Source organism: Streptomyces sp. 11-1-2 (assembly GCF_003595545.1).
In the GTDB taxonomy this organism is placed as follows: domain Bacteria; phylum Actinomycetota; class Actinomycetes; order Streptomycetales; family Streptomycetaceae; genus Streptomyces; species Streptomyces hygroscopicus_B.
This window is the reverse complement of the sequence record NZ_CP022545.1, coordinates 7235094-7261122: the sequence shown is the minus strand read 5'-3', so window position 1 is coordinate 7261122 and position 26029 is coordinate 7235094. Positions and strand designations below refer to the sequence as shown.

Below are 26029 nucleotides of genomic sequence, written 5' to 3'. Positions count from 1 at the left end.
TGCGTACGAGTCGCGGATGAGTTCCTGTACAGTTGTCCAGGAAATGACGGCGATGGCGCGCCGACCTTGGCATGCGGAAAAAGGGGTGGGCTCGCGGTGCAGGTTCTGGCGGAAGTTCTGGTCGGTGCGGTCGCGGCGCTGCACGCGTACATCATGGTGTTGGAGATGTTCCTCTGGCAGCGGCCGCGCGGCCTGGCGGTGTTCGGCATGGATCAGGAGACGGCCCGTATCACCGCGCCGCTGGCCGCCAACCAGGGTCTGTACAACGGCTTCCTGGCCGCCGGCCTGATATGGGGCCTGGTCGCGTCCGATCCGGTGGGCTTCCAGGCACAGGTCTTCTTCCTCATCTGCGTCGTGGTCGCCGGTGCCTACGGGGCGGCCAGCACAAAGAACCGAAAGATCTTGTTCTCACAGCTCATTCCGGCCGCGCTCGCTCTGGCGGCTGTCATCATCGCCGGGTGAGTGACGATCTGACGGCGGGCCAGGACCCGCGCACCGTACGGACCCGTGGGCGGCTGCGTGACGCGCTGCTCGCCGAATGCGCCTCCCAGCCGCTGGAAAAGGTGAGCGTCTCCTCGGTGGTCCGCCGCGCCGAGGTCGGCCGCGCCACGTTCTATCTGCACTACGAGGACCTCCAGGCGCTGGCCATCGACGCGTGCGCGGAGGTGGTCCGGGATGCCGTGGAAGCGGTTCACGCCTTCGAAGGCGTTCCCGACCCCGACGTACCCCCGTCCGCGCTCGCGGAGTTCTTCACGTCGGTGACGGCCCACGCCGAGCTGTACCGGGGCCTGCTCCAGGCGGGCGGCGGCCCCCTGGGAGAGCTGCTGCACCGCGAACTCCGGACGCGCTCCCGGCTCGAACGGGAACGCGCCGGGCTGCGCCACTCCGAAGCCGCGGACTCGGCCGTGGCCGCCACGTTCACGGGCCTGTTCGCCGACTGGCTCCACGGGCTGATCGACGCGGAGCCCGACGCGCTCTCGCGGCAGGTCTGGCGATTGCTGATCTCCATCCACAGGACGTTCCCGTGACGGTGCCGCAGGCGTCAGGCGGCCGGTGCGGCGAGGTAGTCGCCGTGCTCCACATCTTCGGCGGCGAGGCCGACCTGCGCGCCACCCTGATGCACGAGGTGGCCGAGGCGCCCGACGGTCTGCGCGACCTCTCCGCGACCGTCCTGACGTGAGTACCGGTACCTAGGCCGTCCTGAGCGGCCGCGCGGATCCGTACCACCGGAGCCGGGACCTACCGTCCGGTACATGACCGAAAGTGAGGCGCCCGCCAGAAAGGGCGGCAGTGGGTGGCGCGTCGGATGCACCAGCGTGCTGGCACTGGCCGCGGCCGGACTCGCGGGGCTCGCGTACGCGAGCGTCGACTCCACCTATCCCGACGTCGACCCCGAGAAGCGGGCGCGCCTGCTCTCCGGGTACTCCCGGGACGCCTACGCCGCGCTCGGCATCGACCGCACCGTCGAAGGCGGTTACGTCGATGTCGACAACCACAACACCTACGACTCCAACTACTGCTACCCGGACGGCTTGTTCAGCATCGCCGACCCGCCCGTGGAGGGCGCGTACCAGCTGATCCACGGGTGGTCGATCGGAAAGGTGGACCGAGCGGAGGCGCTGCCCGCGCTGCGCAGGGCGCGGGACCACCTCAAGGCGGAGGGATGGCGCATCACGCGGTTCGGGAAGGACGAACAGCTCGAGGAATGGAGCGTCGAGGCCGAGCGCGACAGCGGCTTCAGCACCGAGGTCACGTGGGAGGCGGAGTACCACCGGCTCAGCGGAGGCAGCGGTGGGCCCTGCGCGATGGACCCGGACTGGAGCCAGGAGAAGGACGAACCCTACGAGTCGTATGGTGAGCCCGAGCTGAACTCCTTCCCACCAGCGATGGCGCCCGCGCGTCAGGCGGCGATCTCGAAGGCGTCGCAGGGGTGTTGCGGTGCGAGTTCGAACCAGAGCAGCTTGCCGCTCCGCCCGAACAGCTCGTCGGCGAGCGCGTAACCGCCCCAGTTGTCGGCGCAGATCCGGACGATGAGCAGGCCGCGCCCGCAGGTGGCCTCGGTGTTCGCGGCGGCCTCGGCGAGGGCGGACGAGCGGTCGAAGAGGGCCGGGGGCTTGTCGAAGGGCGGCGGGATGTCCGGATTGGTGTCCCACACGCTGATCCGCAGACGGCCCTCCTCCACGGCGCGGATGCGCATTTCGGCTGGGCCGGTGGTGTGGCGGTAGGCGTTCGTGACCACCTCACTGGTCACGAGGGTCGCGGGGTCGGTGAGGTCACCCATGCCGTGCCGGGCGAGGACGGCACGGAGTGTGGTCCTCGCGATGGCGGCGGCACGGGGGTCGTGGGGCAGGCGGAGCGAGTACGACCAGGGGTTTTCCGGGGGTGAGGTGGGCATGAAGTCTCCGGTCTGTGCGTGGAGTTGGGCTGTGATCCCGGGCACATACCGTAGACCGCGACCCTTAAGGTATTTACCCCTGAGCGGAAAAGGAGTGCATATACCACTCGTGTGAGTGACACGCCTGTTGCGTCTGAGCAGGGAGAATCGGCAGATGCCCATGAGAAGCCTTCCGACCGCACGTCAACTCCGCCTCGGCACTGAGCTGCGCAGGCTTCGGGAGCGGGCCGGTTTGACGTCGACCGAGGCCGGGAGCTTGCTCGGCACCAACCAGACGACGATCAGCAATATCGAAGCGAGCCGGTTGGGCGTGAGCGCCGACCGGCTACGGGCACTCTCGCGGAACTACTCGTGCGCGGACGAAGCTCTGATCGCGGCGCTCATCGACATGGCGGCACAGCGCAAGCGCGGCTGGTGGGAGGAGTACCGGGAAATCCTGCCCACCGGGTTGCTCGACCTTGCCGAGCTCGAACACCACGCCGTGGCATTGCGCACGGCGTACATCGCGCACGTCCCCGGTCTACTCCAGACCGCCGAGCATGCTCGTGAGATCTTCCGGCAGGTCGTACCCACACTGTCTCCGCCAGAGGTGGAGCACCGCGTCTCGCATCGCATCAAACGCCAGGCCATTCTGTACTGGGACAAGCCCACGCCCTACACGGCCATCGTCCATGAGGCCGCTTTGCGTATGCGCTTCGGAGGATCGGAGATGGCACGGGCGCAGTTGCAGCACATCCTCGACATGAGCGAGCACAGCCACATCAAGGTGGTCGTGATCCCCTTTGAGGCCGGATCGTTCCCCGGCTCGGGACAGTCGATCCTCTACGCCACTGGTCAGGTTCCACAGCTGGACACCGTGCAACTCGATACGGAGCATGGCTCGGAACTCCTGGACGCGTCGGCACAGTTGGAGAAGTACCGCGTCGTACTGGATCGTATGGAAACGGTCGCGCTCCCGACGAGCCGATCACGCGATCTCATCCAGAGCATCATCCGCACCTTGAAAGGTGAATGAGTTGTCCGCTCGCGATTGGCAAAAGTCCTCGTTCAGCGGGGAAGGCAACGCCTGCCTGTACGTCTCCGCACCCGACCACGCCACGATCCGACTCCGCGAGAGCGACGAACCCGACACCATCCTCACCACCACCCCCACCGCCCTGGACGCCCTCATACGCAGCGCCAAGGCAGGGCGACTCGACCACCTCGGCACAGCGTGAGGGCAGGGGACGGCCCGCTACCGTGTCGTCCATGTCTGACGAGACCCTGTGGGACTACCCCGCCGATGAACCGGTGGAGCGGCACGGCGAGTTCACCCTGACCGTCGTGCGCCCGCCGTTCCCCGGCCCGGAGGGCGTGCTGGAGGCCCACGACGAGGCGGGAGCGCGGTCGTTCGCGGAAGCGTTCGGCACCGTCGACCGGGTCCTGGACGGCCAAGGGACGATTCCCGTCACCGAACTCATCGACGTGGACACCCGCGCCGACCTGGATGTGATCCGGGTCGGCTGCTGGGGCGGCGTCATCCAGATCAACGATCCCGCCCTGATCAGCCTGTCCGAGAGCTTCCCCATCGAAGAGCAGGCGAATGCGCTCGCCGACCGCTACCCCGACGCGGTCATCGTCGCCGCCGGGGGCATGGACCTTCCCGGCGCCGACTACGGCACCTGGAAGATCGTGCACCCCGGCGGCGCCCGAATCTTCGCGGCCGGTTTCGCCGGTGAGGAGAACTGGGATGTCGCAGGCGAGGTGACCGCGATTCTCGACGCGTTCGGGATCACCCCGGAGCAGGCCGCCGCTGTCGGGGTCAACCCGGCCCACGCGCCGCGGAGCTTCGCGTGGGACGCCCTCGCGGGTCTTGCCCTCAAGGCGGTTTCGCCCACCGACCGGCGCGGCCTGATGGCCTCCGTCCTCCGGGTGCGGCGCACCGAGGATGCCGTCGTGTCGATGGAAGACACCTGGTTCGATCAGTAACGATTCGGGAACCAGGGAAAGTTGACGCGGACACGCCGACCAAAACCCCGGAACACCACGCGCCCCGCCCCTTAACGTGAGGCGTCGTCGGCGCAACCAACACCTGGACGCAGTCTCGGAGCCCTCTTGCGCCCCGCCGTCTTGAACGGGGGCTCTTAACGGGGGAGGGCACACGTTGAACAGCCTCATATCCAAACCCACGCATCCACGGCGCCTCTGGGCGCGCCTGGTGGTCGCGTTCACCGCGGCGAGCGCCGTGACGCTGACCGGCCTGCCCGGCATCCACACCGACGAGGCCGAGGCCAAGCCCCGCACGCAGCGCTGTGACGAGAAGTACCTGGGCCAGAAATTCGACCGCACTCCGGCGAACTCCGGACCCCCGGACAACCTGGAGTACGACGCCTGGCCCAACGACGAGACCTACACCTACGACAACCCGGCCAAGGCGTACGACGGCGTCCTCCCGCCCACGGAGAAGCAGCTCGAGAAGGCGGGCAAGGACTACCGCAAGTGGCAGCGGATCGCGAACAAGTCCGGCAAGCCGGCCGACCGTGTCATGGAGATCTACGCCCGCTACCAGGAGCAGCGCGACCGTGGCGGTTACACGGACTTCAGGCGCTATCTGGACGTGAAGTACATCGGCAAGCCCGGCAACAACTACCGCGGCGAAGCCTTCATGGGCCGCATGGTCAAGAAGTACAACATGGTCGGCCCCGACTGGTGGTGTGAGGACCCCGTCGACTACACCGACGAGAACGGCAACAAGAAGCGCCGCTGGGTCGACGCCCGTAACCGGCGAACCGACGTGCACGTCGAGGGCAAGTCCAACGGCGAGGTCCAGCAGAAGCAGGTCGACGCCGATCGGCAGATCGCCAAGCAGAACCAGAAGGTCACCAACCGGTATCTGACCGGTGCGCGCACCGACCAGGGCACCAAGGACCGGATCGCCCAGCTCAACAAGGACATCCAGCAGCACCGCAACACCACCCGCACGGTGGCCGGGATCAACGAGCGGCGGTCGAACGCGATCGAGCGCACCCAGAACCCGAACAACTACACGCGCTACGACCCGCGGTTCAACCCCGACCCGCGCAAGAACGGCATGCGCGGCCCGATCATCGACCAGGCCCTGCGGTCGGGGAAGTCCCTGGAAGAGGCCCAGAAGCTCCAGCGGATCTACAACGGGAACAACTCCCGCGGCTACTTCATGCGCGGCCCCGGCGGCATCGACTTCTCCAGCCTCGAACTCAGCTACGTGGGCGACCCGGTGAAGGGCAAGGGCTTCAACTACTCCATGAAGGCCGACTACGCCAAGAACCCCGACACCAATCCGGGTTACGGCGGGGACGCCAAGCTGACGATGTCCTCGGACGCCATGTTCACCTGGCTCGCGCTGACGCCGGACAAGTTCTGGGTCAACCTCAACCCGGACCAGCCCGAGACGATCATGGACAGCACGTTCGCGTCCACCGACGCCGGCCGCGTACTGCTGGAGGCCGACCTCCGCCTCAAGCACGACTTCTTCAAGGCCATGGACCCCAAGACCGAAACCGGCAAGGCCGCGTGGGACGGCCTGGTCAAGCGCAACGGCTGGCCTTGCCTGAACTCCGGCCGCAACTGGATCGAGCCCAAGACGGCCAAGGTCCGTGAGCAGGACGGCGGCGTCTACATCCTCGACGCCCCGCTGAAGCTCAAGTCGGAATACATGGACATCAACACCCCCGGCCCCGGCGGCGGCAACTCCTGCGCCGACGATCTCACCAAGGCCGAGATCGAGCAGAACGAACGCGTCCTCCACAACACCGTGGTCCCGCTCGTCGAGAAGTGGATCAACACCGAGCCGCAGTACGCCGACCTGCGCCGGGTCTACAACGCCCGCGTCGCGGCCGAGTACATCCGCCGTAAGGACGCGGTGTCGCCGACGGACTTCCACACCATCATCAACAGCAACGACGTCAAGCGGTGGCCGCTGCGCGCCCCCAACCAGGACTGGGACAAGCAGCAGGTCTTCGACAAGTACCGGAAGATCTTCACCGAGGGCGAGTTCAAGTACGAACTCACCAAGGGCCAGGAGGTCTGGGTGATCACCGTCGGCGGCGTGGACTTCTCCAAGGCCCCCAAGCGGAACATCAGCCGCACCCAGTTCAACCTCGAGCACCGCGGCCTGGACAAGACCACGAAGACCTCCACCGGCGCCGAGACGACCTACCAGGACACCGAGACCACCTACCTCGGAGGCACCTCCGGCAAGCTCCCCGGCGGCGACGACCCCACCCCGACACCCACTCCGACGCCGACTGACAAGCCCACGGACAAGCCCACGGACAAACCGACCGACCAGCCGACCACTCCGGCGCCCGACCCGTCCACCCCGGGCGGCGGCGACGCCAGTCAGCCCCCGGCCACCAAGGACCCGGACGGGAACCTCGCCGACACCGGATCCGACACCCCTGTGGGTCTGATCGCGGGCATCGCCGGGGCTCTCGCGGCGGTCGGCGGAACACTGGTGTGGTGGATGCGGCGCCGCAAGACCACCCAGGACGGCTAGTCGGTTTCGTTGGGATCGGTGGCTCGTTGATCCGGGGACGGCTCCTCGATCGGGCGAGCACATCAGCACGCGGCCGGGGCCCCGAAAAGGGGACCCGGCCGGCGAGCCGGCCGACAACCCGCGACCTGCCGCCGGCATCGCAGGTGAGGCGCGGACCGACCATGTGCCGGAGGCGGCCCGGGCGACCGTTTCCGACGTCGAGCCGGTACCGCCCCGGGGGCTGTCCCCACCACGTTCGTTACAGGCAGCCGGACGTTGATCCGGCGGGACAGCAGGATCGCCCCGAGCGGTCGTGATCGGAAAAGCTGAAGGCCGGTTTCGCGAGACTTCCCAGGAGTTCACTCGTGCGCAAACACGCAGGTCAAAAGGCTCGTTCGGCCCGATGCGGGCACGGTTGGCGCGGGGTCGGTGCCGCTGTCGCCGTGGGAGCCGTGATGATCGTCGCCCTGGCGCCGCAGGCGGCCTTCGCCGGCACCCGCCCGGACCGCGGCGTACAGCAGGGACTGAACGCGCTGGTACATGCCGATGGAGTCCCCGCCGCACTGGCGAGCGTGCGGGACCGGCACGGTCACACCCGTACCTACACCGCCGGGATCGGCGACCTGGCCACCGGCGCCGAGGTGCCCCGGGACGGACAGGTGCGCATCGGCAGCAACACCAAGACGTTCACCGCAGTGGTCGTGCTGCAGCTGGTCGCCGAGGGGAAGGTCGGCCTCGACACGCCGATCGAGACCTACCTGCCCGGCCTGGTGCGCGGCGAAGGCATCGACGGGCGTCGCATCACGGTTCGCCACCTACTGCAGCACACCAGCGGGTTGCCCAACTACGTCCCGTACCTCGACGACGAGCCCCGCTCCTACACCCCGCCCGAGCTGCTCGCCGCCGCCCTCCGGCACAAGGCCGACTTCGAACCCGGAACGAGCTGGCGGTACAGCAACACCAACTACGTCCTCGCCGGCATGCTGATCGAGAAGGTCACCGGGCACTCGTACGCCGAGGAGGTCGACCCGCGCGTCATCAAGCGCCTGGCGCTGCGCCACACCTACTTCCCGAAGCCCGGCGAGGTGGACATCCGCCAGCGCCACCCCCACGGCTACGACCGGAGTTCGGCCGACGCACCCTGGCAGGACGTCACGGAGCTCGACCCCTCCTGGGGCTGGGCGGCCGGGCAGATGGTGTCCACCAACTCCGACCTCAACCGCTTCTTCTCCGGGCTGCTGTCCGGGCGTCTCCTCCCGGAGGCCCAGCTCGCCCAGATGCGCACGACCGTCCCCGCCGAGTACTTCGGCCCCAGTGCCCGCTACGGGCTGGGCCTGGTGAGCAAGCCGCTGTCGTGCGGCGGCGTCTACTGGGGCCACGGCGGCAGCACCACGGGCTACGAGACCCGGGGCGGGGCCACCGACGACGGCCGCGCCGCCGAGCTCGCGGTGACCACGCAGCCGGGCGACCCGGCGGTCATGCGGCACGTGGACACGGTCGTGGACCGGGCGTTCTGCCGCTGAGCTGCTCAACGGACTCGCCGAGCGCCCACGCCATGTGTTGATCCTCTCGTGGGATGCCGAGCGCGGCGTGGCGCCGCTCGGCGGCCTCCGCATGGCGCTCGCGGTGCGGGCTGCTCAGCTCGGCCAAGGTGACGGTGAATCCTCAGCAGCTCGAACGGACGTCGCCGGTCACCGGGCCCTGGCGGAAGGGGGCCCGGTGACCGGCGCGGTTCGGCCGGATGTGCGCGTCAGACGTAGAGGAAGCCGCCGGGGACGGTGACGGTCCCGAAGGCCGTCACCAGCGTGACGGTCGCGGTGCCGGGCACCCCGGCCGGGGTGGTGCCGGTGACCGTGGTGGCGGTGGCGGTCACACCCGTGGCGGGAACGCCGTTGAACAGCACGCCCAGCACGCTGCCGAGGTTGGTGCCGGTGATGGTGAACGCGGTGCCGCCGGCGATGGGTCCGGTGGTGGGCGTGATGGTGGCGGGCACCGGGGCGGGCGGCGCGACGAGGTAGGTGAAACCGCCGGGGACGGCGGCGGTCCCGTTGGGGCCGCTCAGCGTGACGGCGACGTTGCCGCCCGCGGGCGGACCTGCCGGGGTGATGCCGACCAGGACGGTCCCGGCCGGGTTGATGGTCAGGATCGCCGAGGGGTTCGCGCCGAAGGTGATACTGGTGACACCGGTCAGGTTGGTGCCCGTGATCAAGTACAGGGTGCCGCCGGTGGTCGGCCCCACGGTCGGGGTGATGGAGACGGCGGTGGGCGGCGTCGGCGCCACGTAGGTGTACGGCTGGCTGTTGCTGGTGCCGACGGTGGTGGTGACCAGGACCTGGACAGACCCGGGCGCGTGCGGCGGGGCTATCACCACGACGATGTCGTTGGTGGTACTCCCCGGCCAGCCACCGCCACCCCAGCCGCCGCCCCAGTCACCATCCCAGCCGCCGCCACCGGAACTGCTCTGGCTGACGATCTGGGCGGGCACGCCGCCGAAGGTCACGCTGATGACATTGCGCAGGTTCTGCCCGTTGAGCTGGACGAGGTTCCCACCGGCGGCGGGGCCCGAGTTGGGCACCACCGACAGCAGCAACGGCGGCCCCGCCTGCGACGGGGGCCAGTTGGCCGCAGTGGGGGCGGCGGTCGCGGGAGCGGTCGAGGTCATGGTTGGTCCTCCCGGGGAAGGGTTCGGGTGATGTGCGCCGACGGCATGCCGGTGTCGTGGGCAAGCCGCTGGTCAACGCCTCGTCGTCGCCGCGCGGTCGAGGCAGGCCGGCACCGGAGGAACGGAAGGCCGCCGGGCGGCCGGTCAGGGCGCGGAAGCGAAGCGATGCGCCGGATGAGAGCGGAGCCACGGGACGAACGCCCGGCTCCTGTCTGGCCGACGAGGTATGGGGCACCCTCGGCGGCACGTCTCCAGTTATCCACGCCCACCCCCGTCGCTCAAGGTTCCGGGGCTGCCATCACTCGTTTGGCGCATCTGGGCGCGCCTGGCGGCGAGCTTGTATGACAAGCGCTCCGCTATTCGGGGGAAGGCGCGGCCGGAGTATGGCCTGCCGTCCTCCACCGTGCCTCTAATGAGTGACATCGGCAGTGCCAACCCGTGCGGGACCACCCGGGGAGGGAGCGATCCGATGAGCCTCGCCGCGTTCCTCCTCGCCCTCGGCACCACCTGCCGTATCACCCGCTTCATCACCAAGGACACGCTGGCGGCGGGGTTCAGAACCTGGGTCGCCGACCGCTTCGGCGACGACTCCCGGCCCTCCTACCTCGTCAACTGCGGCTGGTGCACCAGCACCTGGGTTGCCGCCGCCATCGCCGGCTACGCCTCCTTGCTGCACACCACCGCGTGGTTCCACCTCCCGGCCACCGCCCTGACGCTCTCCTACCTCGCCGGGGTCGCCTCGCGGTGGCTGGACTGACACACCGACCCGTACTGGACTCGAGGGAAAGGAACGGCAGCCATGGCCTGCAACTGCGGCGGAGGGGCACGTGGGGGCCCACAACCCGTTGTCGTCTACGAGTTGACGCTGCCGGACGGCACGGTCCGGCGATATTTCACCTATCAGGAGGCCGACGCCGCCAACAAGCGCGCGGGCTCCACCGGAGTGATCAACACCGCCGTCCAGTGACGGCGAAGAGCTGCGAGTGACGGCGCGGACCGGCGCCGGCGGCATGGCGGCCTCGCTGTCAGTGGTGTGCGGCAGACTGCGGCCATGGACATCACGATCAGGCACGCGCGGGACGAGGAGCTGGACGGGATCGGCGAGCTCACCGCGCAGGTGTATCTCGGGGACGGGCTCCTGGACTTCGGCGACAGTGATCCATATCTCACCACCCTGCGCGACGCCCGGCGCCGGGCCGCCGAGGCCGAGCTGCTGGTCGCGGCGGACGCGGCGAGTGACGAGGTGCTGGGGGCCGTGGCGTTCGCGGTTTACGGCGGGGCGTATGCGGAGCTGGCCCGGCCCGGCGAGGGCGAGTTCCGGATGCTGGCCGTGCGACCCGAGTCGCGGCGGCGCGGGGCGGCCGAGGCGCTGGTGCGCGCCTGCCTGGACCGGGGGCGCGCGCTGGCGCTGCGGCGGATCGTGATCAGCAGCCAGCAGTCCATGACCGCCGCCCACCGGCTGTACGAGCGGCTGGGGTTTGTACGGGCCCCGGAGCGGGACTGGTCGCCGATAGCCGAGTTGGACCTCACCCTGTGGGCGTTCACGGTGGAGCTGTGAGGCCGGCGGCGCGCGTCCTGGCCATGGGCTCGCGCGCGCCGGGTCACGGGCTCGCGTGCGCGCCGGGATACGGGCTCGCGTGCGCGCCCGGCTGCGGGCTGCCACGGGCCCCAGGTCACGGGCCACCTCCGGAACGCACTAGCACATTCATACGAAATTCCGCACCTCGCGACACAAGATATGGGGGTGCGTGCGTCGGCCGACACAAGATGTATGCTCGTCCTCGCTGTCGCCGCAGGGGAATCCGGTGGGAATCCGGAACTGTCCCGCAACGGTGTACGTGTGCGCTTATGCGGCGTACCCGTAAGTCCGAGCACCTGCCGACGGCCCTGTGTGAACACGTCCCCCGGCCTCGAGGGTTGGGCCGATGGACGCTGCGTGGTGTGCCTGGCGTACGAGGAGTGCGGCATCGGCATGCCCGTACGCGCCCATCGCGCCTCCCCTCGTGGCCCCGGCCGAGCGAGGGAGAGCACCTCAGTGACCATCGCGCCCGCAGATCCGGTTTCAGAGCAGGCGGTTTCTCAGGCAGCGCACGACGCGCCCGGAACCGCCCTGCTGCGGATCCTCACCGGACTCACCGCCGACCTGCCCGCCACCGACCCCGGTAAGGTCGCGGCCGCCGCCCTGCGCGGCCGTCATCCCGGCTCGGACGAGGCGGAGTTGCGCGGCCTGGCGACCGAGGCGGCGGCCGGGCTGATCGCCGAGGAGCCGGAGTACTCGCGGCTGGCCGCGCGGCTGCTGGCGCTCACCATCACGGAGGAGGCGGCCGGGCAGGGCGCGGTCTCCTTCTCCACCTCCGTCCAGGTGGGCCACCGTGAGGGCCTGCTCGCCGACTCCACCGCGGAGTTCGCCGCCGCCCACGCCGCACGGCTGGACGCGCTGGTGGAGCGGGCCCTGGCCGACGGCGCCGACAAGCGCTTCGGCTACTTCGGACTGCGCACCCTCTACAGCCGCTATCTGCTGCGCCACCCCATCACCCGTCAGGTGATCGAGACCCCCCAGCACTTCCTGCTGCGGGTGGCCTGCGGGCTCGCCGAGGACCTCTCGGAGCGGGCGCTGGACGATGTGGCCGAGCTGTACCGGCTGACCAGCACCCTGTCGTATCTGCCCAGCTCCCCCACGCTGTTCAACTCCGGCACCCGGCATCCGCAGATGTCGTCCTGCTATCTGCTGGACTCGCCGCTGGACGAGCTGGACTCGATCTACAACCGCTACCACCAGGTGGCGCGGCTGTCGAAGCACGCGGGCGGCATCGGCCTGTCCTACTCCCGTATCCGGGCGCGCGGTTCGCTGATCCGGGGCACCAACGGGCACTCCAACGGCATCGTGCCGTTCCTGCGCACGCTCGACGCCTCGGTGGCCGCCGTCAACCAGGGCGGCCGGCGCAAGGGCGCGGCCTGCGTCTATCTGGAGACCTGGCACGCGGACCTCGAGGAGTTCCTGGAGCTGCGAGACAACACGGGTGAGGAGGCCCGCCGCACCCACAACCTGAACATCGCCCACTGGATCCCGGACGAGTTCATGCGCCGGGTCGAGGCGGACGCCGACTGGTCGCTGTTCTCCCCGGTCGACGCGCCCGAGCTGGTGGACCTGTGGGGCGATGAGTTCGACGCCGCGTACCGGAAGGCCGAGGCCGAGGGGCGGGCGGTCAAGCAGGTCCCGGCGCGGCAGTTGTACGCCCGGATGATGCGCACCCTCGCGCAGACCGGCAACGGCTGGATGACGTTCAAGGACGCCGCCAACCGCACCGCCAACCAGACCGCCGAGCCCGGCAGGGTCGTCCACTCCTCGAATCTGTGCACCGAGATCCTGGAGGTCACCAACGACGGCGAGACCGCCGTGTGCAACCTCGGCTCGGTCAACCTCGCCGCACACCTGGACGAGGACGGGCAGCTGGACTGGGAGCGCCTCGACGCCACCGTCCACACGGCCGTGACCTTCCTCGACCGCGTGGTGGACATCAACTTCTACCCCACGGACGAGGCCGGGGCCTCCAACTCCCGCTGGCGCCCGGTGGGTCTGGGCCTGATGGGGCTGCAGGACGTCTTCTTCCGGCTGCGGCTGCCGTTCGACTCGCCCGAGGCCAAGGCGCTCTCCACGCGGATCTCCGAGCGCATCATGCTCGCCGCGTACGAGGCGTCCTGCGAGCTCGCCGAGCGCCACGGCCCGCACCCGGCCTGGTCCGAGACCCGCACCGCGCGCGGTGTGCTGCACCCGGACCACTACACGGACGCGGTGGCCACCTGGCCGGAGCGCTGGGAGGCGCTGCGCACCCGGATGACGAAGTCCGGAATGCGGAACTCGCTGCTGCTGGCGATCGCGCCGACCGCGACCATCGCCTCCATCGCGGGCGTCTACGAGTGCATCGAGCCGCAGGTCTCCAACCTCTTCAAGCGCGAAACGCTCAGCGGGGAGTTCCTGCAGGTCAACTCCTATCTGGTGGACGACCTCAAGAAGCTGGGCGTCTGGGACACCCAGACCCGCGAGGCGCTGCGCGAGTCCAACGGCTCGGTCCAGGAGTTCTCCTGGGTGCCCGCGGAGGTACGGGACCTGTACCGCACCGCGTGGGAGATCCCGCAGCGCGCCCTGATCGAGATGGCGGCGGCCCGCACCCCGTACCTCGACCAGAGCCAGTCGCTGAACCTCTTCATGGCCTCGCCGACCATCGGCAAGCTCAGCTCGATGTACGCGTACGCCTGGAAGCGCGGCATCAAGACCACGTACTACCTGCGCTCGCGTCCGGCCACCCGGATCGCCCAGAGCGCCCGTGGCGGCGGCGCCGCGGCCACCGCGCCCGCCCCTGCCCCCATCCCCGTACAGCAGGCTCCGGCCGAGGCCGACGCGATCGCCTGCTCCCTGGAAAACCCCGAGTCCTGCGAGGCCTGCCAGTAATGTCCCCCACGTCCCAGAAGAACCTGCTCGACCCGGGCTTCGAACTCACCCTGCGGCCGATGCGGTACCCGGAGTTCTACGACCGCTACCGCGACGCGATCAAGAACACCTGGACCGTGGAGGAGGTCGACCTCCACTCCGACGTCACCGACCTCGCCAAGCTCTCCCCCGGTGAGCAGCATCTGATCGGCCGTCTGGTCGCCTTCTTCGCGACCGGCGACTCGATCGTGGCCAACAACCTGGTGCTGACGCTCTACAAGCACATCAACTCCCCCGAGGCGCGGCTGTATCTGTCGCGGCAGCTCTTCGAGGAGGCGGTGCACGTCCAGTTCTATCTGACGCTGCTGGACACCTACCTCCCCGACCCGGACGACCGCGCCGCGGCCTTCGCCGCCGTCGAGAACATCCCCTCCATCAGGGAGAAGGCGGAGTTCTGCTTCCGCTGGATGGACTCGGTGGAGAAGATCGACCGGCTGGAGACCAAAGAGGACCGCCGCCGCTTCCTGCTCAACCTGATCTGCTTCGCGGCCTGTATCGAGGGGCTGTTCTTCTACGGCGCCTTCGCGTACGTGTACTGGCTGCGCTCGCGGGGGCTGCTGCACGGCCTGGCGACGGGCACCAACTGGGTCTTCCGCGATGAGTCGATGCACATGGAGTTCGCCTTCTCGGTCGTGGACACCGTCCGCGAGGAGGAGCCGGACCTCTTCGACGACGAGCTCCAGCAGCAGGTCACCGACATGCTCAAGGAGGCCGTCGAGGCGGAGCTGCAGTTCGCCCGCGACCTGTGCGGGGAGGGGCTGCCGGGCATGAACACCGCGTCGATGCAGGAGTATCTGCAGTGCGTGGCCGACCAGCGCCTGATGCGCCTCGGCTTCCCCGCGGTCTTCGGCTCGGAGAACCCGTTCTCCTTCATGGAGCTGCAGAACGTCCAGGAGCTGACCAACTTCTTCGAGCGCCGCGCCTCGGCCTACCAGGTCGCGGTCGAGGGCTCGGTCGCCTTCGACGACGACTTCTGATGCCACAGGGCGGGCCGGACCCCGCGTGGGTCCGGCCCGCCCTGTGAGGTACGGCACACTCAGTCGTTGGGCACCGTCTCATAGCGGGCGGTGCCCTCGGCCATCTGCTTCAGCACATCCTTACGGTCGCGCTTGGAGAGGCGGTCGATGTACAGGTAGCCGTACAGGTGGTCGGTCTCGTGCTGCAGACAGCGCGCGAAGTAGCCGGTGCCACGCACCGCGATCGGCTCGCCGTCGAGGTCCTGGCCGCGCACCACCGCGTAGTCGGGGCGGGCCAGCTCCATGTAGGCCGTGGGAACCGACAGACAGCCCTCATTGGAGTCGTCCAGCACCCGGCGATCGGCGGGCAGCTCCTCCAGCACCGGGTTGCACACCGCGCCCACATGGCGAACGCCCTCGTCGTCCATGCAGTCGTAGACGAAGACCTTGAGGTCGACACCGATCTGGTTGGCGGCCAGGCCCACGCCCTCCGCCGCCCGCTGGCTGGCGAACATGTCGTCGACGAGCCGCGCCAGCTCCTCGTCGAACACGGTCACGTCCCGGCACTCCTTGTGCAGGACCGGGTTGCCGTAAACGGTGATCGGGCGGGCGGTGCCGCGCTCGCGGAAGGCCCGCTCACGCTCCTCGCAGTCCTCCGTGTCCACGATGAAATCGTCGACCACCTGCTGTTTCGTCCCTTGCTGCGACATCGTCCGCCGTGTGCCTTCCCTCAACCGTGATGCGTCGCCCTACAGGGTACGGGCACGACGCGCCCGGGCGCGGTGTGCTCACGCGCTGTGAGCGGGCCTCCACGGGCCTCCGCGGGCCTCCACGGGCCTCCACGGGCCTTCCGGGGCCTACGGGGCGGGGTCCGGGGCGGAGCCCTGCCACCGGCGCGGCCGCCAGGCGGTCAGCAGACCTCTTCCAGGTCCCGCCACTCACGGGTGTCCGGGCTGTCGGCGACCCAGCCGTCCAGCAGCCCCCGCACCAGCCCGCCAGGCGCCGCGATCCCGCATTCGCGCTCGGGGACCCACAGCGAGCCCGAGCCCGCCATACGGTGGCCCAGCGGCCCGGGGTGGCCCGGTTCGCTGTGGTCGTGCGGGTCCAGATGCTCGCCCTCGCCCTCGTCGCTGGGCATCCGGCTCTCCGAGCAGGAGCGGCACAGCAGCCGCACCGACGACGACCAGTCCTCGGCCGCGAACCCCGCGTCGGCCGCGAGCCGCTCCAGGGCGTCCCGGTCGGCCTCGGTGGCCGCCTCCAGCAGCACCACCCAGGTCGGCACCGGGGACGGCGCCCACAGCTCGATCTCGTCGAAGACCGGGTACGAGGGGCCCGCGGAGGTCACGCGCTCACCGTGCGGTACGCCGTCGTGCAGCACCACCTCGCCCCAGCGCCGCCCGGACGACGGCAGCGGGATGGACAGCACCTCGATCCGGGCCGGGTCCAGCCGGCGGCCCCAGACGACCTCGGCCTCGCCCTCCGGGGACAGCCGCACCGCCGCGCTGCCCAGCTCCATGCCGAGCGGCTCCCCGGACGCGGACGCCTCTCCGGGCACCTTCAGCCCGTACGCCTGCCAGGCGCGGCGGGCCAGCGGCCAGTCCTGCAGCGCGGTGGCCGCGATTCCCACGTTCCACCAGTCCGGAGCGCCCGTCTCGCGGTCCAGCAGCGCGACCGCCCGCAGCCCCGCGGCGCGCGCCTGGTCCCAGTCGTGCCGGAACTTGTGCAGCAGCGCCAGGTTGAACCAGGACTCCGACAGCCACGGCTCCAGGTCGGCGGCGCGGGTCAGCAGCGCTCCCGCGTCCTCGTACCGGCCGTCGCCGATGAGCGTGAACGCACGGTCCGTGGCCTGCCGCCATGAGGCGGACGGCCGGTGCCGTACCTTGCCGAAGATCTTCACGATTCCCGCCTGCCGGTATCGAAGTCGTCCCGTACCAGATGCCTTCGCGGACGGCGTCGCCCTCCCTTGAAGACAACCTGCCACACATTCGCGGACATCTCAGCCCGGCCCCTCACCCTCCGGCCGGGATGCGAAGCCCTCCACACCTCCTTGCCACCGGCCATTCGGCCTGGCACCCCTCTCCTCGCATCCAACCATGCCCCTCGGGAGCCCCGCTTATTACCGGCGAGTTCTCACCGGGGCCGGCCGTACACCTGGCGCGACAGCACCGTGGCGAGCGTCTCGACCACGATGGGGTCGAAGTCGCGCGCCGTGGCCAGCCGCAGCCGCTCCAGGGCGCGCAGGGCGGCCGCCCCGGCCGTTCCCTCGGCCCCTGGCCCGCTGATCAGCTCGGTGTACGCGTTCACCGCGCGCACGATACGCGCGGCGAGCGGCTGCTCGCGGTACGGGTCCGCCTGGCGCTCCACGACCTGTGCCACCTCGGCGGGTACCCCGGTCTGGCGGACCACAGCGCCGCCGAGCAGCGCGATTTTGCGCTGCTCGGCGGCGGGCAGCGGCTCGGTGGCCCCGGCGGGCACCGGGTCCAGCAGCGAGAGCTGGCCGATGTCGTGCATCAGCGCCGCGTACTCCAGCACGGTCAGCCGCGGCTCGGAGAGCCCCAGCTCACGCCCGACCGCCCGGCTCAGCGCGGCCACCTCACGGGCGTGGCCCGTCAGGGTGTACCCGGCTATCTCGGTCGACCGGGCCAGGGAGGCGATGGTCTGGCGGTAGGTGGCCCGTATCCCCGCGTAGCGGCGGTAGGAGTACTGGATCAGCAGCAGCGGCACCGCCAGCACCGGCACCGGCCACAGCCCGGCGACGGCCACGGTGAGCGGCATCACCACCGCGGTCGCGCAGACCGCCGCCGCCACGCCGGGCAGCGACCGCAGCTCGTCGCGGAGCAGCGGTCCGTAAGGCCAGCCGGTACGGGCGCGGGCGAGGGCGGCGGCCAGGACCGCGTCGCACAGAGCGGTCAGGGCCAGCAGGGCGAGCAAATAGCCGACGAGATACGGGCTGTGGCCGAGCCAGGAGGCCAAGAGGCCGGTCCGGTGCAGCGGTTGGAAGCAGATGGCGGCGAACGCGACGGTCAGCACCCGGCGGGCGGTGTGGCCGGGATCGACCGGGCAGCCCAGCGCCAGCGGCGCCACCAGCCCGGCCAGGGAGGCGGCCACGACGACGGTGACCACCTGGAGGACACCGTGTGTGGTCGGCTCCCCGCCGAGCCGCCCGAGCAGGGCGTAGCCGAGGGCGCCCGCGGCGGCGACGGGCGCGGGCTCACCACGCGGATCGGGCACCCCACTGCCCCCCGGAAGCGCGGGCGGTGCCTCCACGCACCGGATCGCCTCCCCTACGGCGATGAGCGCCCCGAAGGCCAGCGCCGCCTCCGGCTGCCGCACCCCGTGCCACTCGGTCCACACAAGCGCGACCACGGCAAGCGCCCCGGCCGCGCCGTAGACGGCGACGACGGTAAGGCCGCCGCAACGGCGCCCCGATATGCGCTCCCGCTCCCGATCCCTCACGCCCCTTTCGCGGTAGCCCGGACCCCGACTCGCCCAACGGACGCCCATGCCGCCCTTACGGACACCCACGCCGCGGCCCGCCCGGCGGACGCCCGCACCGCCCCTACGGACGACGCCCACGCCGCCCCCACGGACACCCGCGCCGCGGCCCTCTCCGCGGACGCCTGCGCCCTGGTCTCCCTCGGGGACGCCCGCACCCTGGACCCCCTGGCGGGCGCCCGCGCCACGACTCCCCATACGGACGCCCGCGCCACGGCTCCCCTTACGGTCCGCGGCCGGACCATCGCCCTTGTCGGCGGCCGTGGGCCGGGTCTCCTCACGGGCGGGCGCGGTCTCGCCTTGCTGTCGGCGGGCGCGGTGGAGGGCTCGGTCGTGTCGTTCCGCGAGCCAGTCGAGGCTGCCGCGGAGGGCGTTCGGGAGGCGGGGTGCGGCCGGTGCCGGGGCGGGGCGGGCCGCCCTGGATGGCCACTGGGCCGCGCTCTCGTCCCGGTCGCGCGGTCCGGGGCTGGTCGTGCCACGGGCCGCGCCGCCGTCCGAGGCATTCGGGGCGCCCGGGGCACCTAAGGCGTCCGGCGCGTCCGTGGCACCCGGCGGGACGGGCTCTCCTCCGGCCCGTGCCGGGGCCGCCCCGGGGGCGGGGCCGTCCGGAGCGGCGCGGCGCGGGCGCCGGGCGGGCCGGGGGTCCCGGCTCGGGCCATCCGGGCCGTCCGGGACGGGTGCGGCGGGCGGGTCCTGGGTGGGGCTCATGGCGCACCGCCAGGGCCGTCGCGGCCGGGGCGGAGCTCTGGGTCGTCCGCCGGGCCGGAGGCCGCCGCGCGTACCAGGGGCGGCAGCTCCAGCGGCGGGCTCAGGGGATCTGGCGGGACGTTTCCGCGCTCCTCGGGGGCGTCCGCGGTGACCGCCGCATGCCAGCCGTGGCGGTCCAGTGCGGTGCTGAGGGCCCGCACCATCCGGGGGTCGAACTGCGATCCCGCGCACCGCTTCAGCTCCTCCACGGCCGTGTCCACCGGCCGGGCCCTGCGGTACGTACGCGTCGAGGTCATCGCGTCGAAGGCGTCCGCCACCGCGACCACCCGGGCGAACTCGGGGATCTGCGCCCCGGCGAGCCCGTACGGATAGCCGCTGCCGTCCAGCCGCTCATGGTGGTGGAGGATCGCGGCCCGCGCCTCGCCCAGGAAGCCGATGCCGCGCACCATCTCGTCGCCGTACTCGGGGTGGAGCTCGATCACCCGGCGCTCATCGGGGGTGAGCGGGCCGTTCTTCCGCAGCAGCCGGGTGGGCACGCCGAGCTTGCCCACGTCGTGGAGGATGCCCGCGATCCGCACCCCCTCCAGCCGGTCGCCACTCATGCCCAGTTCGCGGGCGATCATCGCGGAGGCGCGGCCGACGCGCTCGCTGTGGCCCCGGGTGTAGCGGTCCTTGATGTCGACCGCCTGGACCAGGGCCCGGATGGTGGCCTGATGGGCGGCGCTCTCGCGGCGGTAGAGCACGAAACCGCAGGCGCAGACGTACATCGGCAGCAGCACCAGCAGGGCCGCCGCCGGTCCGTAAGGGCTGCGCCAGAGCACCGCCATGGCGAGCCCGGCGGGCCCGTGCACCAGATACGGGGCGAGGGCGCCGGGCAGCCGGCCGCACCAGGCGGCGCGCGGGGAGTGGCGCTCGGCGGTGACCAGCACCCCGCCCTCCAGGGCGGTGGCGGTCAGCCCCAGGACGAGCGCGGCGGCTACGGCGACCGCCAGGGCGTACGCAAAGCCGGGCGTACCGGATGCCTCGGCGGCGGCAAGCTGCGCAGCGGGGGCCTGGGCGCCGCCACCGAGCGCCCACAGGGCGCTGAGGGCCCGAGGGCCGCCCAGAGCCGCGAAGGCGCACGAGGCGGCCCAGACGGCCAGCGAGAGCCGTGCGGCGCGCCAGGCCCGCCGTGCCCCGGCCGGTGGCCGCTCGACGCGGGCGAGCAGCGCACCGGGCACGGCGACCAGCGCCGCGGCGGCGGGCGGCAGCAGAAAGGCCCCGGCCAGAAGGACGGGGCTGCACCATTCGGGCCAGCGGGCGCGGACCCTGGAGCCCACCGCGTGCACCACGGCGAGCAGGGCGGCCGTGGCCCAGGGGACGGCCGCTCCGGGCCGTACGGCCGGGGCGGCGCAGAGCCCCCCGGCGAGCACGGCGCACAGGACATAGGCGCGCGCCTCGTGGGGAAGTGCCCGCACGGTGTCCTCCTCCCCATCCACGTCCGTTGCGCCGCCCCTCCAGGACGAGGCGGGTCAGGTGGTTGGGGAGCTTAGGCCGGACTGGGGCGGATGAGATCGGAGGGACTGTCCGATTACACCCCTTCGAGTGATGATCTGATCACCGAAGGTGGGGCCGGGAACACGCCCGGCTCGTTGACGATCACCCGGCCGGTTGAGGATCGGCGGACGGCCAATCGACGGACGGTCGAAGGACAGTCGATCAACGGACCGTCGATCGAGTGACGATCCACCGGCGCTCAAGGCCGGGGGTCACTCCTGGGCGGTGGTCGGAGCGTTCGTCTCCGCGGTGACCTCACGCTCGGGCACCACCTGCCCGGAGCGGATCAGCTCGATCCGCCCCATGACCTTCGAGCGGAGGTCGCTGGGCACGTCGTCCTGGCCGCAGCACCGCGCCACGAGCTTCTTCACGGCCTTCTCGAGGCCGTACTTCTCCAGGCACGGAGAGCACTCGTCGAAATGCACCTCGAACTTGGCGCAGTCGCCGTCCGGCATTTCGTGGTCGAGGAACTCGTAGAGATGATCGAGAACCTCGGAGCAGTCCGTCTCATGCGGCTCTCCGCAGCTCATGAGTCCGCGCCTTTCCGATCGTGCGACTCGTCCGCCCCGGCGGCCGCGCCCGCGGGGACCAGCCCGCGCCCACGGGCGTAGTCCTCCAGCAGATCGCGCAGCTGGCGGCGCCCACGGTGCAGTCGGGACATCACCGTACCGATGGGTGTACCCATGATGTCCGCGATCTCCTTGTAGGCAAAGCCCTCGACATCCGCGAGATAGACCGCGATGCGGAACTCCTCGGGGATGGCCTGAAGGGCTGCCTTGACATCGGAGTCGGGCAGGTGGTCGAGGGCCTGCGACTCGGCGGACCGCAGACCGGTCGACATATGCGACTCGGCGCGCGCGAGCTGCCAGTCCTCGATCTCCTCGGCCGCGCTGCGCTGGGGCTCCCGCTGCTTCTTGCGGTACGAGTTGATGAAGGTGTTGGTCAGGATGCGGTACAGCCACGCCTTGAGGTTGGTGCCCTCGCGGAACTGGTGGAAGGACCCGTACGCCTTGGCGTACATCTCCTGCACCAGGTCCTCGGCGTCGGCCGGGTTCCGCGTCATCCGCAGCGCGGCCGAGTACATCTGGTCCAGGAAGGCAAGGGCGTCCCGCTCAAAGCGCGCGTTGCGCTCCGAGGACGTCTCCTGCGACCGCTCGACCGGCTCTCCCTCGGTAACGCCGTCGGTCCCTGCGTCGGTCCCAGTGACCTGACCCACCTCCTCCAGCTTCGCGTCGGGTCCGGATGTGGACCCGCTCGAATCGGAGAATAGACGACGATCCGGTGCGCCCGCCGCTCCGATCTTCACAGCCTGTGCCGCCTGCAGCTGCGACCAGTCGAGGTCAGCGCCGTGCGGACGGGCCGGGCAAGCAAGCGAACCCATGCGGGGAACTCCCTTTCCTCGTATTCCGCGTATCGGTGCCTCTTACACGGTGAGCACCGACGGCCCTTTCAACACGGGACCCCTCCGTCGCATTCCCGCGCCCGGCGCCCGGCCCCGCCTCCCCCGGCCCGCGCAGGTCAGGCCAGGACGCGCGGCAGCCAGTCGGCGACGGCGCCGGTGATCAGGGCGAGCGCCGCAGGCTCATCGAGGTCCGCAGATTTCGGCAGACCGAAGACGTGATCGCCGTACGGCACCGTCACGAGCTCCATGTCCGCGGGCAGCTCCGGGAACTCCTCCGGCCGTCCGAAGGGGTCCCGGCCGCCCTGGACGATCAGCGTCGGCACCCCCGTGGCCAGCAGCTCATCGGCCCGGGACCGCTCCGGCTTGCCCGGTGAGTGCAGCGGGAACGACAGCGCCAGCACGGCCTTCGCGCCCAGCTCCCGGCCGGTCCGGCAGGCCACCCGCGCCCCGGCGCTGCGGCCGCCCGCCACGATCGGCAGCCCGGCCTTCTGCAGCGCGGGCCACAGGGCGCGCCATCCGGTGTCCAGGGTCGAGGGCGCGGGCGCGATCTTCTTGCCCGCCACCCGCCACGGCTGCTCGACCAGCGCGACGCTCACTCCGCGCCCGGGGAGCGCCGCGGCCAGCGCGCGCAGGTCGCGTGCCTCGATGCCCCCGCCGGCGCCGTGGCTCGCGGCGAGCAGGGCATGGGCGCCGGGCGCGTGGTGCCAGGTGATCCGGGCGTCCCCGGCCGGGGTCGGCACCGTCTCGGTCGTCACCTCGGGCGTATCCGTCTTCTCGGCGGCCATCAGAACAGCGTGCCCTCCTCCGGGGCCTCGAGCTCCTTCAGCAGCTCGGGGCCGTTGTTACGGACATCACTCACCCCGGTCGCCACCGGATAGGCCCGCAGCAGCCCGGAGGGCGGCGGCGCCAGCAGCGGCAGCAGGTCGTCGGGGTCGGTGCGGGCGGGATCCAGCCAGGAGGCCCAGCGGTCCTGGTTGAGAACCAGCGGCATCCGCGGATGGATCTCGGCCAGCGACCGCGGCCCCTCGTCGTGCCTCCCGCCCCCGAAGGGCTCCTTGTCCGCCTCGGTCGTGATCACCGTGCAGGTCACCCACCACGACCGCGGATGATCGTCCGGCAGCGTCCGGTCCCGCCAGAACTCGTACAGCCCGGCCATGGCCATCACCGAGCCGTCCACCGGGGTCACGAAGTACGGCTGCTTGCGGGGCCGCTTGCGCTTGCCCTTCTCCTCGAGCTGCCGCTCCTGCGCCGCGGTGACCCACTCGTAGTAGCCGTCGGCGGGCAGGATGCAGCGCCGGGAGGCGAACGGGCGCCGGTAGGAGGGCTTCTCGTGCACGGTCTCGGCCCGTGCGTTGATCATCTTCGCGCCGCCTTCGGGCGACTTCGCCCAGGAGGGCACGAGCCCCCACTTCAGTGCCCTCAGCTGGCGAACCGGGCGCGGCTCGTCGGCGTCTTTAAGAGGGCGTTCGAGCACCGCGTACACGTCCTTGGTGGGCGCGACGTTCCAGTCCGGCGCCAGAGTCTCCTCCGGTTCCCACTTCTCCACGCCGAAGATCCCGGCGAGATCCTCCGGCCTCCGGCTCGCTGCGTATCGACCGCACATAGGTGCCACACTGCCACGACCCCTACCGACGCGAGGAGCCGCCCGCACATGGACGCAACGAACGCCGCCGATCTGTGGGACCGAGTGACCGGCGCCCAGCCCGACCCCACCACCTGGCTGGTCGTCTCCACCGGTGTGGTCGCGCTCGCGGTCGTCGTCTTCCGTACCGCCTGGCGAATAGCCCGTAATGCCGTCACGATCGCCCATGAGGGCGGCCACGCCCTGGTCGCCCTGCTCAGCGGGCGGCGGCTGGACGGCATACGGCTGCACTCGGACACCTCGGGGCTGACCGTCTCCCGTGGCAAGCCCACGGGCCTGGGCATGATCCTCACGGCGGCGTCCGGCTACACCGCCCCCTCCCTGCTGGGCCTCGGCGGCGCCTGGCTGCTGGCGGCGAACCACATCACCTTGCTGCTGTGGGGGACGACGGCACTGCTGGTCGCGATGCTGGTGATGATCCGCAACGCGTATGGCGTCCTTACGGTCGTCATCAGCGGGGCCGCCTTCTTCCTCGTCTCCTGGCTGACCGGGCCGGACGTCCAGGCGGGGTTCGCGTATGCCGTGGTCTGGTTCCTCCTCCTGGGCGGTGTGCGTCCGCCCTTCGAGCTCCAGCGCAAGCGCCGGCACGGGGGCGCGTACGACTCCGACCCCGACCAACTGGCCCGGCTGACGGGCATTCCGGCCGGCGCCTGGCTGCTGCTCTTCCACGTGGTCTCGCTGTGTTCGCTGCTCGCCGGCGGGCGCTGGCTGCTGGGGCTGTGACCCGTACGCGCGTCCGGCGCGCCACCCCCGGCGCATAGTGCGCGACCCTCGGCGCCCGGTAGCAGCGCCGTGTTTCGACTGGGTTTCACCACTTTCGATCAAGATTGGCACTCCGGGCGAACCACTAAAGTGAGACCCATGACCGGCATTGAGACCTCCCCGGGCGATCACACCGCCCTCTGGCCCGCTCCGACCGCAGATGAAGCGGTGGACGCGACCGTCACCGTGCCCGGATCCAAGTCGGTTACCAACCGCGGTCTGATCCTGGCCGCGCTCGCCGCCGAACCCGGCTGGCTGCGCCGCCCGCTCCGCTCCCGCGACACCCTCCTGATGGCCGCCGCCCTGCGCGCCATGGGCGTCGGCATCGAGGAGACGGTGTCCGACGGCGCCCTCGGCTCGGGCGGCCCCTCCGGCGGCGGAGAGGCATGGCGGGTCATCCCGGCGGGGCTGCACGGCCCGGCCACCATCGACGTCGGCAACGCCGGCACCGTGATGCGCTTCCTGCCGCCGGTCGCCGCCCTGGCCGACGGCCCCGTCCACTTCGACGGCGACCCCCGCTCCCATGAGCGCCCGCTGCACGGCGTGATCGACGCGCTGCGCGCCCTCGGCGCCCGTATCGACGACGACGGCCGCGGCGCGCTGCCGATGACCGTGCACGGCGGCGGGGCGCTGGACGGCGGCCCGGTCCGCATCGACGCCTCGTCGTCCTCCCAGTTCGTGAGCGCGCTGCTGCTGTCCGCGCCGCGCTTCAACCAGGGCGTCGAGGTGCGCCACATCGGCGCCGCGCTGCCCTCCCTGCCGCACATCCGGATGACCGTCGACATGCTGCGCGCGGCGGGCGCGCGGGTGGACACCGCGGAGGCGGGCGGCGAGCGGGGCGTCTGGCGGGTGGCGCCGAGCGCGCTGCTCGGCCGCGACCTGGTCGTCGAGCCCGATCTGTCCAACGCGGCGCCGTTCCTGGCCGCCGCCCTGGTCACCGGTGGCCGGGTGACCATCCCCGACTGGCCGGAGCGCACCACCCAGCCCGGGGACGAACTGCGCCGGATCTTCACCGAGATGGGCGGTTCCTACGAGCTCACCGACGCCGGGCTGACCTTCACCGGAACGGGCCGGATCACCGGGATCGACGCCGATCTGCACGAGGTCGGCGAGCTCACCCCGGTGATCGCGGCGGTCGCGGCGCTGGCCGACTCCGAGTCGGTGCTGCGCGGCATCGCGCATCTGCGGCTCCATGAGACCGACCGGCTCGCCGCCCTCGCCAAGGAGATCAACGAACTCGGCGGGGACGTCGCCGAGACCGAGGACGGACTGCGGATCCGCCCCCGGCCGCTGCACGGCGGGATCTTCCACACCTACGAGGACCACCGGCTGGCCACCGCCGCCGCCGTACTCGGCCTCGCCGTCGACGGCGTACTGGTCGAGGACGTGGCCACCACCGCCAAGACCCTTCCCGACTTCCCCGGCCTGTGGTCCGGGATGCTCGACGCGACGACGACCTCGGCGCGGAGATCCTGAGAGCCTGGACT

At 71.0% G+C, this 26029-nt stretch carries 26 protein-coding genes and 1 riboswitch; of the genes, 16 read left to right on the top strand and 10 right to left on the bottom strand.

Annotation, left to right across the window (positions count from 1 at the left end; translation table 11 throughout):
- Positions 1–96: 96 nt before the first annotated feature.
- The 4 genes from CGL27_RS31270 to CGL27_RS31260 all read left to right on the top strand — a co-directional run bounded on the left by CGL27_RS31270 (position 97) and on the right by CGL27_RS31260 (position 2000).
- A complete protein-coding gene (locus CGL27_RS31270) occupies positions 97–462 on the top strand; it encodes a DUF1304 domain-containing protein (protein ID WP_119991409.1) in 366 nt (121 codons plus the stop codon).
- The gene (locus CGL27_RS31265; RefSeq protein ID WP_240450701.1) at positions 459–1028 is read left to right on the top strand and encodes a TetR/AcrR family transcriptional regulator; all 570 of its coding nucleotides are present in this window, start codon (positions 459–461) and stop codon (positions 1026–1028) included. Before CGL27_RS31270 ends, CGL27_RS31265 begins: the two co-directional genes overlap by 4 nt.
- Positions 1025–1180, top strand: coding sequence for a hypothetical protein (locus CGL27_RS50285; protein ID WP_162953105.1), 156 nt, complete (start codon positions 1025–1027; stop codon positions 1178–1180). The genes CGL27_RS31265 and CGL27_RS50285 overlap by 4 nt, the downstream gene beginning before the upstream one ends.
- 73 nt (positions 1181–1253) lie before the next feature.
- Positions 1254–2000, top strand: coding sequence for a hypothetical protein (locus tag CGL27_RS31260; RefSeq protein WP_119991408.1), 747 nt, complete (start codon positions 1254–1256; stop codon positions 1998–2000).
- Here CGL27_RS31260 and CGL27_RS31255 read toward each other — a convergent pair.
- Positions 1901–2395 (bottom strand): ATP-binding protein, encoded by a 495-nt coding sequence (locus CGL27_RS31255; protein ID WP_119991407.1) that lies wholly within the window; start codon positions 2393–2395, stop codon positions 1901–1903. The genes CGL27_RS31260 and CGL27_RS31255 overlap by 100 nt on opposite strands.
- 154 nt (positions 2396–2549) lie before the next feature.
- Between CGL27_RS31255 and CGL27_RS31250 the strand changes: the two genes are divergently transcribed.
- From CGL27_RS31250 to CGL27_RS31230, 5 genes are all read left to right on the top strand, one after another.
- Positions 2550–3410, top strand: a complete 861-nt coding sequence (locus tag CGL27_RS31250; protein WP_078643502.1) for a helix-turn-helix transcriptional regulator — start codon at positions 2550–2552, stop codon at positions 3408–3410.
- A 1-nt stretch (position 3411) separates the two neighbouring features.
- Positions 3412–3612, top strand: a complete 201-nt coding sequence (locus CGL27_RS31245) for a DUF397 domain-containing protein (protein WP_119991406.1) — start codon at positions 3412–3414, stop codon at positions 3610–3612.
- A 31-nt stretch (positions 3613–3643) separates the two neighbouring features.
- The gene (locus CGL27_RS31240) at positions 3644–4363 is read left to right on the top strand and encodes a DUF6333 family protein (protein WP_119991405.1); all 720 of its coding nucleotides are present in this window, start codon (positions 3644–3646) and stop codon (positions 4361–4363) included.
- Positions 4364–4538: 175 nt separating this feature from the next.
- Entirely contained in the window at positions 4539–6911 is a 2373-nt protein-coding gene (locus CGL27_RS31235) for an LPXTG cell wall anchor domain-containing protein (protein ID WP_119991404.1), read from the top strand.
- 434 nt (positions 6912–7345) lie between these two features.
- Positions 7346–8413, top strand: coding sequence for a serine hydrolase domain-containing protein (locus tag CGL27_RS31230; protein WP_240450699.1), 1068 nt, complete (start codon positions 7346–7348; stop codon positions 8411–8413).
- Between the two features lie 227 nt (positions 8414–8640).
- On the opposite strand, the gene CGL27_RS31220 is transcribed toward CGL27_RS31230, so the two are convergent.
- A complete protein-coding gene (locus tag CGL27_RS31220; protein ID WP_205587776.1) occupies positions 8641–9552 on the bottom strand; it encodes an IPT/TIG domain-containing protein in 912 nt (303 codons plus the stop codon).
- Between the two features lie 469 nt (positions 9553–10021).
- On the opposite strand from CGL27_RS31220, the gene CGL27_RS31215 reads away from it, so the two are divergent.
- From CGL27_RS31215 to CGL27_RS31200, 5 genes are all read left to right on the top strand, one after another.
- Positions 10022–10309, top strand: a complete 288-nt coding sequence (locus tag CGL27_RS31215; RefSeq protein ID WP_078643493.1) for a hypothetical protein — start codon at positions 10022–10024, stop codon at positions 10307–10309.
- 42 nt (positions 10310–10351) lie between these two features.
- A complete protein-coding gene (locus CGL27_RS50280) occupies positions 10352–10519 on the top strand; it encodes a hypothetical protein (protein ID WP_162953104.1) in 168 nt (55 codons plus the stop codon).
- Between the two features lie 84 nt (positions 10520–10603).
- On the top strand, positions 10604–11110 hold the full coding sequence (locus CGL27_RS31210) for a GNAT family N-acetyltransferase (protein WP_119991402.1): 507 nt from the start codon (positions 10604–10606) through the stop codon (positions 11108–11110).
- Positions 11111–11306: 196 nt separating this feature from the next.
- A riboswitch (cobalamin riboswitch) is annotated at positions 11307–11450 on the top strand.
- 137 nt (positions 11451–11587) lie between these two features.
- Positions 11588–14002 carry a ribonucleoside-diphosphate reductase subunit alpha gene (locus CGL27_RS31205; RefSeq protein ID WP_119991401.1) on the top strand — a complete coding sequence of 805 codons (2415 nt, stop codon included), beginning with the start codon at positions 11588–11590 and terminating at the stop codon, positions 14000–14002.
- Positions 14002–15018, top strand: coding sequence for a ribonucleotide-diphosphate reductase subunit beta (locus CGL27_RS31200; protein WP_203348521.1), 1017 nt, complete (start codon positions 14002–14004; stop codon positions 15016–15018). The genes CGL27_RS31205 and CGL27_RS31200 overlap by 1 nt, the downstream gene beginning before the upstream one ends.
- Positions 15019–15077: 59 nt before the next feature.
- On the opposite strand, the gene def is transcribed toward CGL27_RS31200, so the two are convergent.
- The 8 genes from def to CGL27_RS31160 all read right to left on the bottom strand — a co-directional run bounded on the left by def (position 15078) and on the right by CGL27_RS31160 (position 23741).
- On the bottom strand, positions 15078–15707 hold the full coding sequence (gene def / locus CGL27_RS31195; protein ID WP_078643489.1) for a peptide deformylase: 630 nt from the start codon (positions 15705–15707) through the stop codon (positions 15078–15080).
- A gap of 200 nt (positions 15708–15907) precedes the next feature.
- Positions 15908–16894, bottom strand: coding sequence for a hypothetical protein (locus CGL27_RS31190; RefSeq protein ID WP_119991400.1), 987 nt, complete (start codon positions 16892–16894; stop codon positions 15908–15910).
- A gap of 233 nt (positions 16895–17127) precedes the next feature.
- A complete protein-coding gene (locus CGL27_RS31185; RefSeq protein WP_162953332.1) occupies positions 17128–18363 on the bottom strand; it encodes an HD domain-containing protein in 1236 nt (411 codons plus the stop codon).
- Positions 18364–19196: 833 nt separating this feature from the next.
- On the bottom strand, positions 19197–20657 hold the full coding sequence (locus CGL27_RS31180) for an HD-GYP domain-containing protein (protein WP_119994630.1): 1461 nt from the start codon (positions 20655–20657) through the stop codon (positions 19197–19199).
- Positions 20658–20948: 291 nt separating this feature from the next.
- On the bottom strand, positions 20949–21266 hold the full coding sequence (gene rsrA, locus CGL27_RS31175) for a mycothiol system anti-sigma-R factor (protein WP_078643487.1): 318 nt from the start codon (positions 21264–21266) through the stop codon (positions 20949–20951).
- Positions 21263–21952, bottom strand: a complete 690-nt coding sequence (locus tag CGL27_RS31170) for a sigma-70 family RNA polymerase sigma factor (RefSeq protein WP_043235475.1) — start codon at positions 21950–21952, stop codon at positions 21263–21265. The genes rsrA and CGL27_RS31170 overlap by 4 nt, the downstream gene beginning before the upstream one ends.
- Before the next feature lie 302 nt (positions 21953–22254).
- Positions 22255–22923 (bottom strand): alpha/beta family hydrolase, encoded by a 669-nt coding sequence (locus CGL27_RS31165; RefSeq protein ID WP_119991398.1) that lies wholly within the window; start codon positions 22921–22923, stop codon positions 22255–22257.
- The gene (locus CGL27_RS31160; protein WP_119991397.1) at positions 22923–23741 is read right to left on the bottom strand and encodes an SOS response-associated peptidase; all 819 of its coding nucleotides are present in this window, start codon (positions 23739–23741) and stop codon (positions 22923–22925) included. Before CGL27_RS31160 ends, CGL27_RS31165 begins: the two co-directional genes overlap by 1 nt.
- A 48-nt stretch (positions 23742–23789) precedes the next feature.
- Here CGL27_RS31160 and CGL27_RS31155 point away from each other — a divergent pair, with 48 nt between their 5' ends.
- On the top strand, positions 23790–24503 hold the full coding sequence (locus CGL27_RS31155; protein WP_078643485.1) for a M50 family metallopeptidase: 714 nt from the start codon (positions 23790–23792) through the stop codon (positions 24501–24503).
- A gap of 138 nt (positions 24504–24641) precedes the next feature.
- Positions 24642–26018 carry a 3-phosphoshikimate 1-carboxyvinyltransferase gene (gene aroA, locus CGL27_RS31150; protein ID WP_119991396.1) on the top strand — a complete coding sequence of 459 codons (1377 nt, stop codon included), beginning with the start codon at positions 24642–24644 and terminating at the stop codon, positions 26016–26018.
- Positions 26019–26029 lie beyond the last annotated feature (11 nt).